This window comes from Bradyrhizobium sp. DN3, from assembly GCF_041357655.1.
Taxonomy (GTDB): domain Bacteria; phylum Pseudomonadota; class Alphaproteobacteria; order Rhizobiales; family Xanthobacteraceae; genus Bradyrhizobium.
Window position 1 is genome coordinate 574732 of sequence record NZ_JAULLN010000001.1, and the last position, 14922, is coordinate 589653.

Here is a 14922-nt window from a genome sequence, read left to right on the forward strand (position 1 = left end):
CCATCTCTTTGCGTACGAAAGCACTCGCGGCTAATCCCACGCCGGCGCGAAGCCGGGATTGACGCAGCGCATGTCCTTTGGCAGTGCGGCGATCTTATTGCGGTCGGCGTCGTCGAGCGTGATCTTCAGGGCATCGAGATTGGCCTTTTGGCTCTCGCGCCGCGAGGCCTTCGGAATCGCCGCGACGCCGTTTTGATCGAGCAGCCATTTCAGTGCGACCTGCGCGGCGGTCGCATTGTGCTTAACCCCGATCTCGCTTAGCACCGGATCTGCGGCGATGCGCCCCTGCGCCAGCGGGCAATAGGCGACAAGCGGGATCGACTTGGCGTTGAGATAGGCCAGCACCTTCGATTGATCGAGCATGGCATGATATTCGATCTGGTTGCAGGCGATCGGCGCCTTGATGTCCTCGACGGCGATCTTGAGCAGCGCTGTGGTAAAGTTCGCAACGCCGATCGCCCGTGTGCGCCCCTCCTCCTTGAGCTTCATCACGGTCTCGAACACCGCGCCCCATTTGGCGGCTCTCGACGGCCAGTGCACGAGATAGAGGTCGACATGGTCGAGCCTGAGCTTGTTCAGGCTGGCGTCGAAAGCGCGACGGATCGCGTCCGGTGCCAGATTCTCGTGCCAGACTTTTGTGGTGACGTGCAGCTCGCCGCGCGGCACGCGGGAAACGGCGATGGCCGAACCGATCGACTCCTCGTTGGCGTACATCTCGGCGGTGTCGATGTGGCGATAGCCGATCGACAGCGCACTCTCGACCGCGGCGCGGCAGACGTCGCCCTGCATGCGGAAGGTGCCGAGGCCGAGCTTGGGCATGCTGATGCCCTGTGTCTGCAGATGCTCCATGAACCGGCTCCTGACGTCATTCATCCCGCCGGACGCGCGGTGACAGACTCTTGGGTGATGGAAAGGAAGTGGTGGGAGTGGCGACCATAGCGCGGGCGGCGCCGGGCGGCCAATCAAGATCGGGTTAGCTTTGGGGCGCACGATGCTTCCCCATCGTCATGGCCGGGCTTGACCCGGCCATCCACGCCTTGCCCCGCGGCACAAAGAACGTGGATGCCCGGGACAAGCCCGGGCATGACGACCAGGGCTCAGTGCGTCCGTCCCTCACGAATGCTGCGCCACCACGGCCGGTCGGGCCGGCGGCCGCGGCACGATATCGACCGACCAAAGGTCACGGTTGTCGACGTCCTTCAGGGTCACGGTCATCACGCCGCTGCGGCCATCGATGTCGACCCGGCCGAAGAACTGCAAGCCGAAGCACGGCGCCAGATTCTCGCCCTGCGCCGCACTACAGCCGTGCTGGTACATCGCGACCGGACCAAACGTGTCATCGAGCTCGCCCGGCCCCCAGGTGCCGGCATGCAACGGGCCGGAGACGAACTCCCAGAACGGATCGAAATCCTGGAATTGCGCCTTGTTCGGATCGTAGTAGTGCGCGGCGGTGTAGTGCATGTCGGCGGTGAGCCAGACGATGTTGCAGATTCCGGCGCGTTTGATGAACGCCAGCAGATCGGCAATCTCGTGCTCGCGCCGGTCGGGCGGCCCATTGCCGAGCGCAACGGCGTCGAGGCTGATCAGCCCGATCGGCAAATCGGCCGCGATCACCTTCCAGGTTGCGCGCGAGGCGGCGAGCTCGCGCTTGAGCCAGGCGAGCTGCTCGGCGCCGAGAATCCAGCCGCGATGGTCGTTTCCCTTGTTCCAGGTCTCGTCGCGATAGCTGCGCATGTCGATCATGAAGACGTCGAGCAGAGGGCCGTAAGCGATCTTGCGATAGACCCGGCCCTGCCGCGCGCCGATGTCGCGGATCGGCATGAAGTCGAAGAAGGCGCGGCGGGCGCGCGCGACCAGGAGCGGCGTGCCGTCGTCCTCATAACCGGCGGCGTCGTGGCTGCCGGTCGGCGACCAGTCGTTGGTGACCTCGTGATCGTCCCATTGCGCGAACATCGGCACCTCCGCATGGAAGGCGCGGAAGTGCTCGTCGAGGTGGTTGTATTTGTAATTGCCGCGGAACTGCGCCAGCGTGTGCGCGACCTCGGATTTTTCCTCGGTGACGATGTTGCGCCACGTTTCGCCGTTCGGCAGCTTCTGCTCGGAGGGAATGGTGCAGTCGGCGTAGATGTGGTCGCCGGAGTGGATGAAGAAATCCGGGCGGTTGTCGAGCATGGTGCGATAGCTGCGATACCCGCCGCGCGAGACATCGATGCCCCAGCCCTGCCCCGCGGTGTCGCCGGACCACAGGAACGAGATCGACCGGCCCGCGGCCGGCGCGGTGCGGAAATGGCCGATGCGGCTCTCGCCGGCAATGCCGGTCGCGACGTCGTCGAAGCGCACGCGATAGAAGATGTCCTGCCCGGGAGGCAGATTGTTCAGCAGCAGCTTTGCAGTGAAGTCGGCATCGGGCGGCGCATCGCGCGAACCCGACGCAATGATCGTCTTAAAACTCTCGACGGTCGAGCATTCCACCTGCATCCGCGCCGGCCGGTCGGCGCGCGCCCAGATCACGGCGGCGCCGTCTGAGACATCGCCGGACTGGATGCCGCTCGTGATCTGCGGACGATCGGCGGCGCGACTGAGATGCGGCTTTGCGAGCGTCCCAAGCGAGGCGATGGCGAGGCTGGAGGTCGAGCGAACCAAAAATTGCCGCCGGGTCCATGCCCGCGCGGCGCGGAGCGTTGCCATTCAGGAAACCTTCGTCGAATCGCGACGGAAGGTGCCTGCGCTCCTTGACTTCCAGCTTACGGTTTCTTGACTCCGCGCCTACGGTTTTGCGACGCGGGGATGACGGGCGCGGACGGATCTAGGGCATTTGAACACAATCGATCCGTGGCCGACGCACCAAGTGCACGCGATAAGCTACAGCCAAAGCGTACTGGTGCTGTTTGCTGCAGGCTGCCGTTGCACGCAAAATCTCGCAAATGCCGCGCGCGGGCTATCCTGTCGCAAATGACCGCGAACAGAGGTGCTGCTAGCGGCGCACGTTCTGCACGATCGTTCCGAGCATCTCCAGCATCAGTCGTTGCTGCTGTTGCTGCACGGCGAGATCCTGTGTCGCTTTTGCCTCGTTCGCCTGCTCGACCTGAAGCGCCCGCTGCGCGCCCTGATGCCCGAGTGCTCCCGCTCTCGCATAAAGGGAAATTTTCGTTTCGCTTTGATCCGTGGGGACGGCGTATTTCCGATCGATCATCTCGGCGAGGCTCACCATCGAATCGGGATCGCCGAGCCGCACGCCCATGCGAAAGGTATTGACCGCCTCCGGGATGTTCTTCTTGTCCTGATAGAGAATCCAACCCAGATTGTCGTAGGCGGCGGGATAGCGCAGGCTAACGAGCTTGCGATGGATTTCGTAGGCCCTGTTGCGATCTCCGAACTGCAGCGATCGCCCCAGTTGATACTGAAACCGCAGCTGATCCGGATACTGCCGGACAGCCAGCTCACAATTGGCCACCGCGTCGCTGACCCGGGCCTTGAGCGCGTCGAATGAGGCCCCCGGTCCTGACCGTTGCGGGTCGGTCGGATTTCCGGCCAGCTGGTCGCAAAGGTTAGCGGCCTGGGTCTCGCGTTGGAGCTCGGCCTCGCGCTTCTTTCTCTCCTCGTCCAGCCTTTGGGCGGCTTCACGTGTTTCACGCTCAAGCCGCTCGGTCCGCTCACGCTGCTGTTGCTCGATCTTCAATCGCTGCTGTTCGAGCTCCTTTTGCCTCGCTTCGGCATCCCGCTTGAGCTGCTCGAGGGTATCCTTGGTGACGACAACCAGCGCGTCGCCGGTGTGCGGCTGGAAACCCGGGGCGTCGTAGAATTCGTACTCGCCCTTCTGACTGCGCCAATACCAGACGCGCGCGTTGCCGGTGAGGGGATCGAAGAAGGCGTACTTCTCGGGATCGATCCGCTGCGGAGCCCTGACGCTTTCGGACTGCCGCTGCGCTTTCCAAGCTTCCACGATGTCCCTGTTGACCGGCAAAAGCTCCTCGCCGCTCTCGGGATGGAAGCCCATCAGGTCGAAGATCTCGATCGCGCCGGATCTGGCCTTGTAATACCAGACGATGGGTTCTCCGGTTCGCAGATCAAAGAACACCGGGTCCGGCGGCGCCTTGATCGGCTTCGGACGATTGCCCTTCTCGTATTCCCTGAGCCGCTGGAGCAGTTCGGCCGTCAACAGCCGGCATTCCTTGCCCGTGGCGCTGTCGATGCCCGGCTTGTTGCCGTATCGCACCGCATCCTTGGTGATGACGTAACATTTTTGGGATTCGCTATCGCGCTTGTACTGTTGCCAGGCTGCGATCACGTCGCGCGAAACGACTGCGAGGGCATCGCCGGTTCGCGGGTCGAAGCCTTCGCGATCGTAGAACTCGAAATCGCCCGTCTTGTCGGCGCGTCGATACCACACGCGGGCCTTGCCGGTGATCGGATCGAAGAACGCGTATTTCTCGGGATCGATCGGCGTTGGAGCCTGGCGCGCCTCTTTCTGCTTCTGCAGGCTCCAGGCTTCGACGACGTCTTTGGCGATCGGAAGCAATTCCTCACCGGAAGAGGGATGGAAACCCATCAGATCGAACAGTTCAATCTCGCCGTTCTTGGTCTTGGAGTACCAGACGATCGGTTCTCCCGTTCCGAGGTTGAAGAAGGTCGGCGTGCCGCTGATCTGAGTCGGACGATTGCCCTTCTCGTATTCGCGAAGACGCTCAACCATTTCGGGCGTGACGGCACGGCATTGGCGTCCGGTCCCCGGATCGATGCCGGGCCGTTCGCCATATCTGACGCCGTCGCGCGTGATGACGTAGCACTTCAGGGCGCTGCCATCGCGTGAAATGATCTCTTTCGAGGTTCCCCGCCACAAGATGAGGGACTGCCCGACCATCAGGACGAAGACGCCGAGAAGCCCCACAAGCCGCCGTCGCTTCGACAGCGAAATCGTCAGCCCACCGAAGAAGACGAGCGCAACGAAGGTCACATAAACAAGCGCATTGGCAAGATGCTTGTTCAGGTCGAAGACGTCAGCAACCTCCTGGACATAGCTGCGGGCCAGGAAGTAGACGAAGATCTTGTCAAGGACCCATGCTGCCACGAACAGGACAAGCAGGCAGCCAGCCGCAGCGAGAATTGATCGCAGGGGGTTGGTCTTGAACGCGAATGCGCGGTCCGCGGCCTCGCGGATCTTTTCAACCAGCATCGCAAAGCGCGTTCGGGTCTTTCCAGTATCGTGACTTTCCCCCGCACCCGACGGCGGCAATAAACTGGTCGGCTCGTCAATCATCTAACTCAACCTCGGTGGTATGGTCGCAAATAGCGATAGCTGCATAATCGGAAAGCTCTATCCCAGAGCAAGGAGGACGAAACAGGTCAATTAGACGTTGTGGTATTTCGCGCGCCACTCCCAATGATTCGGATTGTCCAGATTAACCACCAATATCATATCCCATGTCTGGCTCCGGGCGCGACGTGATCGTCCTGGAGCACTAGCAACGTGGAGCAAACGCGCTAGACGTCAGTAAGTCGCCCGGACAAAGCCGATGCTGTGGCCGGTCAAAACTGGACCGTACACATTTAGCAAAGGCGGCCAAGTGTGTTTCGCTAGTTCGCGCCAACCGCTTGTGATCTTGTGCCAAAATCGCGACGAAGACCAGACTGCTCTAGCGCTTCCAGTTGCAGATGCCGCCGGAGCGGCACGGCCACGTCTCGATGCGCGTGTCCCTTGCCTGCGCTTCCAGCGGATTGCCGTGACGACGTGAGAGTTTGGTGCGCGCCGCACCGCGCGGCTGGGCGCTCCGGGCGTGGCCGACCTTGGGCTCGGCCACGTGCACGCGTTCAGCGGCGACCTTCTTTGGCACGTCGATCGGCTCGGCACGCGCCTGCGCCTCGTTGCCGCCGCGTGCCTCCAAAGCGACCGGCGCGAATTTCGTCTCCGGGCCGAGCCGCTTCGGCGACAGCACGGCCTTGGACAGATCGAGACTGAGATATTCGTCAGGCTTGTAGTCGTCAGCGCGCGCGATGCCCGCCCCTGCGAGCACGAGGGCCACGGCAATTGCAAAGGGAACGCTTTTCAGGACCACGGACGCCTCCTGAAATCGATTATGAAAGGGGCAATTTACCCGTATTTAGGAGGCGTCGCGCGCAATTCCAGCGGCCAATTGCCGCCGTGGTTAAGAAGTTTGGCGATGTCAGGCGACCTTTCGCATCGTCCCTGTCCCATCCAGGAACCCGATCAGGCGGCTGCGGATGATGGTTTCCGCCTCGCTCATGATGCGGTCGACAAGTTCCTTGCAGGAGGGAATGTCGTGGATGAGGCCTGCGACCATGCCGCAGCTCCAGGCGCCCGCGTCCATCTGACCATCCAGCATGATCCTGGGATACACACCAGCGACCTGGTCGTGAATGTCGTCGATCGCGAGCTTGGCGCCCTTCTCGCGTTCGATCTCGAGCAGACGGTCGACATTGGCGTTCTTCAGGACGCGCTCGGTATTGCGTAGCGCCCGCATGATCAGGCGGGTGTCGAGCTCGGTGGCGGCGACCAGCGCATTCTTGACGTTCTGATGCACCGGCGCTTCCTTGGTGGCGATGAAGCGCGTGCCCATGTTCATGCCGGCTGCGCCCAGCGACAACGCCGCGACGAGGCTGCGCCCGTCGGCCATGCCGCCGGAGGCGACGAACGGGATCTTCAATTCTTCCGCAGCGCGCGGCAGCAGGATCATGTTGGGAATGTCGTCCTCGCCGGGATGGCCGCCACATTCAAACCCGTCGACGCTGACGGCGTCGCAGCCAATCCGCTCCGCTTTCAGGGAGTGGCGGACTGAAGTGCACTTATGGATGACCTTGATGCCGGCGGCCTTCAGCGCCGGCATGTACGCCTCCGGGCTCCGACCCGCAGTCTCAACCGCCTTGATGCCACCTTCGACGATGGCCGCGATGTATTCCGGATAAGGCGGCGCCGAGAAGGTCGGCAGGAAGGTGAGATTCACGCCGAACGGCTTGTCGGTCATGTCGCGGCAGCGCGCGATCTCCCTGGCCAGCAGCTCGGGCGTCTTCTGTGTCAGCCCGGTGATGATGCCGAGCCCGCCGGCACTGGAGACGGCGGCAGCCAGCTCGGCAAAGCCGACGAAATGCATGCCGCCCTGGATGATCGGGTGCTCGATGCCGAACAGTTCGGTGATCGCGGTCTTCACTTGGTTCTCCTCCCGGAATTTTGCCTGATGTCAGGTTCAGTCTAGCCGCAGTCTCGTGCCGCGGTCACCATTTCTCTCCGAACGGGTGGAGGGCCCGTCAGTGCCCCCGCGCCGGCGCGCTCAAATCGATCCGGCGCAGCACGGCTGCGGTGGGAATCATCAGCACCGCGACGATGGCGAGCGTCCAGAACACGTCGATATAGGCGAGAAAGTCGACCTGCTGCTGCAAGGTCTTGCCGACCCACGCGACCGCCTGCGACGCGGCATCGCTTGCACTGGAGCCCTGCGCCTGGAAGTAGCGCGTCATCGCCTCGATGGTCTGCTGGTAACCGAGATCGGACGGCGCGGCATGCTCGATCAGGCGGCTCTGGTGGAATTGCTGGCGCTGCGCCAGAATGGTCTGCGCCAGCGCGACCCCCATGGAGCCGCCGATATTGCGGGCGACGTTGATCAGCGCCGAGGCTTGATTGGTCTTGTCCGGCGCGATGCCGTCATAGGAGGCGGTCGTCACCGGCAGGAACAGGAAGGGAAGACCGAACGCGAGGAAGATGCGCGACAGCGCAGCGTAGCCGTAGGTGATGTCTCCGGTCAGCCCGGTGAGATGCCACATCGAGAACGCGGCGATGGCGGCACCAAACATGATGAGATATTTCGGCTGCACGGTGCCGACGAGGCGGCCCACCACCGGCATCAGCACCAGCGTCGCGACGCCGCCGGGCGACAGTGCGAGACCGGCCAGCATGGCCGTGTAGTTCAGCTCGGTCTGGAGCAGTTGCGGCAGGAGCTGCGTCGTCGAGATCAGCACCGCGCCGGTGCCGAGCATGACGAGGAAGCAGGCACCGAACTGACGCCGGCCAAGCAGGCGAAGGTCGACGATGGGCTCCTCCCGCGTCAGCTCCCACGGAATCAGCGCAAGCAGCGAGACGGCCGCGAGCACCGCGAAGACGACGATCATGTTCGATCCGAACCAGTCATTGCGCTGGCCTTCGTCGAGCACGAATTCGAGCGAGCCGAGCCCGATCGCGACGAGGGCGAAACCGACATAGTCGACGCGCAGACCCTTGCGGAGCAGCTTCTCCCTCTCCTCCTCCGCGCCCGACGGCTCCTTGACCAGCGTGCCGACCAGGAACAACGACAGCAATCCCATGGGAACGTTGATCAGGAACACCCAGTGCCAGGTATACGTATCGGTAATCCAGCCGCCGAGCGTCGGGCCGATCACCGGCGCGACGACGACGGCGACGCCGTAGATGGCAAAGGCCTGGCCGCGCTTATGCGGTGGGAAGGAGTCGGCGAGGATCGCCTGCTCGCTGGTTGCCATGCCGCCGCCACCGAGGCCCTGCAAGATCCGGAACAAGACCAGCGATTGCAAATTCCAGGCGGAGCCGCACAGGAGCGACGCGATCGAGAACGTCGCGACGCACATCATGTAGAAGCGCTTGCGGCCGATCACGGTCGACAGCCAGCCCGAGATCGACAGCACGACGGCGTTGGCAACGAGATAGCTGGTGATGACGTAGGTACTCTCGTCGATGCCGACCGCGAGCCCGCCGGCGATGTGGCGCAATGCGACATTGGCGATGGTGGTGTCGAGCACCTCCATGAAGGTCGCGATCGAGACCACGAAGGCGATCAGATAGGGATTGTGCCCACCCGCCGCCGAACGCTCCGGCGACCAGCCGCCGGCGGACGCACCGCCTTGCGTGAGGTCCGTCATCGCACCCTGGTCCAGGGCACGACCGACATGCCGGGACCAACAGGCAGATCGGGCGGCCAGTTGTCGACCACGATCTTCACCGGCACGCGCTGTACCACCTTGACGTAGTTGCCGGTGGCATTCTCTGCCGGCAGCAGGCTGAACGCGGTGCCCGAGCCCGGCTGCACCGAATCGACGTGGCCGGTCAGCTTGCGGCCGGGATAGGCATCGATGCGGATCTCCACCGGCTGGCCCGGACGCATGTCGTTGAGCTGCGTCTCCTTGTAGTTGGCGACGATCCAGACCTCGTCGGGCACGAACATCATCAGGCTCTGGCCGGCCGTGACGAATGTGCCCTTGGCGCCGCTCAGCTTGACGACGCGGCCGGACTGCGCAGCAACGACGCTGGTATATTGCAGGTTCAGCTTGGCCTGATCGAGCTGCGTTTGCGATTGCTCCAGCTGCGCCTTGGCGCCTTCGAGCTGCGCTTGGAGCGATTTGATGCCGAGTTGTGCCGCCGTGACTGCGGTCCTCGCGCGCTCCGTGTTGGCTTGCTGGGCTTGAAGATCGGAACGGGTCTGCTGCTGGCGCTGCACGGTGCCGGCGCCCTTCTCGACCAGATCCTGCGCCCGCGCAAATTCTTCCTGCGAGAACTGGAGCTGGGCTTGCGCCTGCTCGAGCTGAGCCTGGGCCTGCTTGATCTGCTCCTCCTGCGAAACGATCTGCGCCTCGACATTGTCGATGTTCGCCTCGGAGACCGCGACCTGCGCGTTGGCCTGATCGGCCGCGATCCGATAGTCGCGCTCGTCGATCTTGGCGAGCAGATCTCCTGCATTGACGTGCTGGTTATCCGTGACCGGAACGTCAGTCACGTAGCCACCCACCTTCGAAGCCACGGAAAAGCTGCGCGCGGCGACGAAAGCGTCGTCGGTGGATTCGTAATGGCGGATCTCAAGCCAATAAAGCAGACCGCCGAGGAGCGCCGCGATCAGCACAATGGCGCCGACAGTTGCGAGCAGCCAATGCTCGCGAAGCCGCGCGCGCAACGGCGGCGCCGGCTTGTCCGACTGGTCTTTGACGTCGCGGGCTTGATCAGGATTCGTGGTCGGAGCTTCCTTCGCCCTCTGCGGCTGCTCCGCGGACGGCCCACGCTCCCGGGTTTGAGCATCCACGCTGAACACCTTTTCTCGGGACTACCGGCCGCGAGCCGATTGAGCCGAGCTCGCGCGCCGGGAGCCCAACCACAGCGCAGAAGCATGGTTCCGTCTTGCTGGAACGCCGCTGCCATTCGTGAACGCGGTGCTCAAAAAAAGCGCGGCGCCGGCGCGCCACGCTTCGATGGTCTTACGGGAAAGTACGCACCGCTAGTGCGTCTTGGTCTCGTGCCACTTCTCGAGATCGGGCTTTACTTCTTTGTCCGAGACCTGTTCTTTCTCTGGATTACCCTTCCAGGGCTTGTCCGTCTGTCTGTGCGAGCCCCAGTCGTTCCGATCCCGGGGATCGTCGGTGGGTCGTTCCTTGCTCATCGCATCGTCCTTTTGCTACACGAAGGGGACGCCGTAATAGGCATTGATACCGCGTACAGCAGCGTCATCGCCCCAGTTCCACTCGGTCTTTTCGCCGTATTTTGGAGCGCCTTCCAGATCCTTCGCGGTAATCGCGGTAACATAGCCACCAAGTTCGGTGTCGTATTTCAGCGACTGCCAGGGCAATGGATAGTGGTCATTGCCGAGGCCGAGAAATCCGCCGAAGCCAAGCACTGCGTAAGATACCTTGCCCGTGATCTTGTCGATCATCACGCGTTCGATTGAACCGATCTTGTTTCGATCGGCCCCATAGACCGATGTTCCCTCGACCTTGTCGCTTCCGATCAGGCGGCCCATCTCGTTCCGGTCCAGTTCGCCCTGATTCAGCATCGTAATTCTCCACTCAGCCATTCGTGAATCAACCGCGAGGGGTCAGCGATCGTTCCGGGTCGTGTTCCGCAAGCGCCAAGGAACAGCGCCAAGGAACATCGCCGTAAACAACAGGTTCTCTGAGGCTGACGAGGCCCCAACCGAGAGAGCCACCCACGATGCCTCAAACTGTCTCCGATTTCATCGTTCAGCGCCTGCATCAATGGGGCGCGCGCCACATCTTCGGTTATCCCGGAGACGGCATCAACGGCGTGTTCGGCGCGATGAACCAGGCCGAAGGCAAGATGAATTTCGTGCAGGCGCGGCACGAGGAGATGGCGGCGCTGGCGAGCGATATGCCCGTCGTGCTGGAAGTGAAAACCGATCCCGAGGTGCCGCCGCTGCCGCCGCACATCACCTTGCAGCAGGCGAAGAACTTCTCGCTCGCCCTGATGAAGGGCGATCCGAACGAGAGCGGGATGATCAAAGGAGCTGCGCGGCAGGTGCTCGAATCGATTCTGCTCGGAAAGCAATGAGGTGAACCATGAGTGACTTCCGCGACATCCAGCACGGCGTCAACGACCCCGTCGACGGCGTCGACGTGAAGTGGCGTTTCAACGACAACCGGACGCCGCATGAGCGGGCGCAGCGTCATGCCGACGTGCGCGCCGACGCCACCGCCGCGCCGGCCGAGTCGTTTCTGCCCGAGCGGCTTCGACGCAAGCCGACCGATCCCATCAATCCGCGCACGGGACGCAATCCCACGGATTAGTCCGTTAGGAACCTCAGTCCTTGCGGCGTGTTGATCGGCGCAACATGGCGCGGCAAGTGGCCGCGACCAATTGGAGGGATCGGACCATGAAGCGAACCATCGTCGCCGTTGCTTGTGCGCTTCTGGCAGGCCCCGCATTGGCCCAATCGCTGGGCGAGAAGACCGGCGTCAATTCGGCGCTCGGCGTCGCGCCAACGACCGCCGACTTCGTCAAGGAGGTCGCCATCAGCGACATGTTCGAGATCGGGTCGAGCAAGCTCGCCGAGCAGAAGGGCAATGCGCAGGAGAAATCCTTCGCCCAGCAGATGGTGTCCGATCACACCAAGACCAGCGGCGAGCTGAAGGGACTGGTCGGCAACGGCAAGGTGCAGGCGACGCTGCCGACGGCGCTCGACCGCTCGCACCAAAGCAAGCTCGACAAGCTCAAGAGTGCGACCGGCAAGGACTTCAGCTCGGACTACAATTCCTACCAGGTCAGCGCCCATGAGGACGCCGTCTCCCTGTTCGATCGCTATGCCAAGGGCGGCGACAATGCCGCCCTGAAGGATTGGGCCGGCAAGACGCTGCCGGCGCTCAAGCACCATCTCGACATGGCCAAGGAGCTCGGTAAGGCGCCGAGCGTCGGTCAGTCCAAGTAGGTCTCGACCGAGGACGCCGACTCCGCCGGCGTCCTCCTCGTCTTAGCAACGATGCCCTTCTCCGCACGTTGGATCGCAGAATCGCGGAGATCCTCATGGCGCAGCAAGACAAGACCTCGATATCCCGCCGGCAGTGGTCCACGCCGCGAGCTCAACGTTCGCGGCGGCTTCGCTGGCCTCCTCGACAGCGAAAGGAGATACGTCCATGGCCGAGCACGACCTGATCAATCCCGTCAGCCGCTATCCGAAGCCGCCGTTCAAGAAGCAGCCGCAGCCCTGGCCGGGCCTTGCCGGCAAGATGGAGCCGCGGCCGGATCATGGCGAGACCAGCTACAAGGGCTCCGGCCGGCTCGCTGGCCGCAAGGCATTGATCACCGGCGGCGATTCCGGCATGGGCCGCGCCGCCGCGATCGCCTATGCGCGCGAAGGCGCCGATGTCGCCATCAACTATCTGCCGGCGGAAGAGCCCGATGCGCAGGAAGTGATCGCGCTGATCAGGAAGGAAGGGCGCACCGGGCTCGCGATCCCCGGCGACCTCAACGACGAGGCCTTCTGCAAGCAGCTGGTCGAGCAGGCCGCGCAAGGCCTCGGTGGGCTCGACATCATCGTCAACAACGCAGCGCGGCAGCAGACGCGCGCCTCCATCCTCGACGTCTCGTCGGAGGATTTCGACGCGACCATGAAGACGAACGTCTACGCGCCGTTCTGGATCATCAAGGCAGCGCTGCCGCATCTCAAACCGGGCTCCTGCATCATCGGCACGACCTCCGAGCAGGCTTACGATCCCTCGCCGGATCTCTATGATTATGCGCAGACCAAGGCGGCGACGATGAACTATGTGAAGTCGCTGGCCAAGCAGCTCGCCTCCAAGGGCATCCGCGTCAATGGCGTCGCGCCCGGACCGATCTGGACGCCGCTCCAGGTCTCCGGCGGCGCCACGATGGAGAAGCTGGAAAAGTTCGGCGGCATGACACCGCTCGGTCGTCCCGGCCAGCCGGTCGAGCTGGCATCGATCTACGTGCAGCTTGCAGCGGCTGACGCAAGCTATGCGACTGGGCAAGTGTATGGCTCCGCCGGCGGAGCCGGACAGCCATAGTCGCGGCGCGGCCGGCTGATACCACGCGATTGAAACAGGAACATTCTTTGTCTCCGAGTTTTACAAAACTGACATGGAGGACTTCTCGCCGGCGGATCGATGGCGCTCGTAGCAATCAAACCCACCCGGATCGACGCGGCGATCGCGAACGAGATCGCGCACAACACCACTTCGGGGCTCGAGCATGTCGCCCAGACATTGACCTGGGGTGCCGACGAGCACGTGCTCGTCGCGCTCGCCACGGCGGGATGGCTCTACACCCGACTGCAGCAACCGCAGAAGCGTCGCATCGCCGATCACTTGCTGGTGGTATCGCTGGCGACGGCGGTGCTGCCGCATGCTCTGAAATCCCTGTTCGATCAGACGAGGCCGGACCGGCTGACGGTTAGCGGCCACCGGCGCGGGATTCCCTATTCGGGGCGCCCGCGCGATGCGTTTCCCTCAGGTCACGCCGTGCACATGGGCGCCCTCGCCTCGGCCGCCGGCCTGTTGCCGCCGGTCCCGCGCCGCTTGGTGCGCTGCCTTGCCGTGGCTCTGTCGTTGACGCGCGTCGTGGTGCTCGCACATTGGGCCAGCGACGTGGTGGCAGGCTTCACCCTTGGCATCGTCGTCGAGCGATTATTCAGGCCGTTCACACTGGCAAAGTCACGGCAGCAGCGGCCTCCAGCCTCGCGGGGATGACCATGACGGAATATCTCGTGCGCTTCGTCGCCGGCGGCCTGATCGTCTCCGTGTTCGCGATCGTCGGCGACATGCTGCGGCCGAAGAGTTTTGCCGGGCTTCTCGGCGCGGCGCCGTCGGTCGCACTCGCCACGCTTGGCATCGCCGTCGTTCAGCATGGGCCGCAATATGCCGCGGCCGACAGCTGGACCATGATCTACGGCGCGGTCGCCCTCGGCTGCTACAGCCTCGCCGTCTGCCACCTCCTGATGCGATTTCGTCTCGCCACGCTGCCGGCCACCATCCTCGCATTTGCGGTTTGGCTCGTGGTCGCCTTCGGCTTGCTAGCCGGGTTCGGAGGCGCCGCCTGATGCTGGTCAAGCTGTCATCATCCGCGCTGAAGCAGACGCATTGGTATGAATACGCGGTGCGCTTCGTGCTGGGCGGCCTCGCGACGGTAGCGGCAGGCCTGATCGGCAGCCATTTTGGCGTTGCCATCGGCGGACTCTTTCTCGCGCTGCCCGCCATCTTCTGTGCCAGCGCGACTCTGATCGAGCGCCATGAACGCCGCGCCAAGGAAAAAGCCGGCCTCAGCGGGCGAAGACGCGGGCGGGAGGCCGCAGCGTTGGACGCGGCGGGCGCCGGCCTCGGAAGTATTGGCCTCGCAGCATTCGCAGCGGTCTTCTACGTCGTGGTGTCGGCGAGCATCACCGGGGCATTCGCCGCCGCCATCCTGGCCTGGGCCATGGTGTCCGTGTCGGCATGGTGGCTGAGGCGGAAGCTTCGCGTCACCTCGGGCCGCCGGCAGCCCGAACGCGGGGCGCGATCAGCGAGGGGCTGGAGTTTCTTGCCGTAGCATCAGGAAATCGTACATCTCGGCGGCAGTCTGGAGCTGTTCGAGACGCGCAACAACGCAATCGCGTTGCTGCCCGTCCGGCAGCCTCGCCATCTCGCGCTCGAGCCGCACCCTCTGCGCCTCGAGCCGTTGCTCAAATGTGTGTG

At 63.5% G+C, this 14922-nt stretch carries 16 protein-coding genes; 7 read left to right on the plus strand and 9 right to left on the minus strand.

What is annotated here, in order from left to right:
* Positions 1–30: 30 nt before the first annotated feature.
* The 9 genes from AAE027_RS02600 to AAE027_RS02640 all read right to left on the minus strand — a co-directional run bounded on the left by AAE027_RS02600 (position 31) and on the right by AAE027_RS02640 (position 10775).
* Positions 31–849, minus strand: coding sequence for an aldo/keto reductase (locus AAE027_RS02600; protein ID WP_370984933.1), 819 nt, complete (start codon positions 847–849; stop codon positions 31–33).
* 264 nt (positions 850–1113) lie between these two features.
* Complete coding sequence (locus tag AAE027_RS02605) at positions 1114–2688, minus strand: alkaline phosphatase D family protein (protein WP_370984932.1); 1575 nt, start codon at positions 2686–2688, stop codon at positions 1114–1116.
* 286 nt (positions 2689–2974) lie between these two features.
* Entirely contained in the window at positions 2975–5173 is a 2199-nt protein-coding gene (locus tag AAE027_RS02610; protein ID WP_370984931.1) for an SEL1-like repeat protein, read from the minus strand.
* 460 nt (positions 5174–5633) lie between these two features.
* Entirely contained in the window at positions 5634–6053 is a 420-nt protein-coding gene (locus AAE027_RS02615) for a hypothetical protein (RefSeq protein ID WP_370984930.1), read from the minus strand.
* Between the two features lie 108 nt (positions 6054–6161).
* Positions 6162–7163, minus strand: a complete 1002-nt coding sequence (locus tag AAE027_RS02620; RefSeq protein ID WP_370984929.1) for an NAD(P)H-dependent flavin oxidoreductase — start codon at positions 7161–7163, stop codon at positions 6162–6164.
* Between the two features lie 97 nt (positions 7164–7260).
* A complete protein-coding gene (locus AAE027_RS02625) occupies positions 7261–8880 on the minus strand; it encodes a DHA2 family efflux MFS transporter permease subunit (RefSeq protein WP_370984928.1) in 1620 nt (539 codons plus the stop codon).
* Positions 8877–10031: an HlyD family secretion protein gene (locus AAE027_RS02630; protein WP_370984927.1), complete on the minus strand. Its 1155-nt coding sequence runs from the start codon at positions 10029–10031 to the stop codon at positions 8877–8879. The genes AAE027_RS02625 and AAE027_RS02630 overlap by 4 nt, the downstream gene beginning before the upstream one ends.
* A gap of 192 nt (positions 10032–10223) precedes the next feature.
* On the minus strand, positions 10224–10385 hold the full coding sequence (locus tag AAE027_RS02635) for a hypothetical protein (protein WP_165405280.1): 162 nt from the start codon (positions 10383–10385) through the stop codon (positions 10224–10226).
* 15 nt (positions 10386–10400) lie between these two features.
* A complete protein-coding gene (locus AAE027_RS02640) occupies positions 10401–10775 on the minus strand; it encodes a PRC-barrel domain-containing protein (protein WP_370984926.1) in 375 nt (124 codons plus the stop codon).
* A 158-nt stretch (positions 10776–10933) separates the two neighbouring features.
* Between AAE027_RS02640 and AAE027_RS02645 the strand changes: the two genes are divergently transcribed.
* The 7 genes from AAE027_RS02645 to AAE027_RS02675 all read left to right on the plus strand — a co-directional run bounded on the left by AAE027_RS02645 (position 10934) and on the right by AAE027_RS02675 (position 14776).
* A complete protein-coding gene (locus tag AAE027_RS02645; protein WP_370984925.1) occupies positions 10934–11290 on the plus strand; it encodes a thiamine pyrophosphate-binding protein in 357 nt (118 codons plus the stop codon).
* An 8-nt stretch (positions 11291–11298) separates the two neighbouring features.
* A complete protein-coding gene (locus AAE027_RS02650) occupies positions 11299–11526 on the plus strand; it encodes a hypothetical protein (RefSeq protein WP_091892459.1) in 228 nt (75 codons plus the stop codon).
* 86 nt (positions 11527–11612) lie between these two features.
* Positions 11613–12164 (plus strand): DUF4142 domain-containing protein, encoded by a 552-nt coding sequence (locus AAE027_RS02655; protein ID WP_370984924.1) that lies wholly within the window; start codon positions 11613–11615, stop codon positions 12162–12164.
* Between the two features lie 205 nt (positions 12165–12369).
* Entirely contained in the window at positions 12370–13260 is an 891-nt protein-coding gene (locus tag AAE027_RS02660; protein WP_370984923.1) for an SDR family oxidoreductase, read from the plus strand.
* Positions 13261–13359: 99 nt separating this feature from the next.
* Positions 13360–13941, plus strand: coding sequence for a phosphatase PAP2 family protein (locus tag AAE027_RS02665; protein ID WP_370984922.1), 582 nt, complete (start codon positions 13360–13362; stop codon positions 13939–13941).
* 2 nt (positions 13942–13943) lie between these two features.
* Entirely contained in the window at positions 13944–14291 is a 348-nt protein-coding gene (locus tag AAE027_RS02670; RefSeq protein ID WP_091892467.1) for a DUF3147 family protein, read from the plus strand.
* Entirely contained in the window at positions 14291–14776 is a 486-nt protein-coding gene (locus AAE027_RS02675; RefSeq protein WP_370984921.1) for a hypothetical protein, read from the plus strand. Before AAE027_RS02670 ends, AAE027_RS02675 begins: the two co-directional genes overlap by 1 nt.
* Positions 14777–14922: the final 146 nt, after the last annotated feature.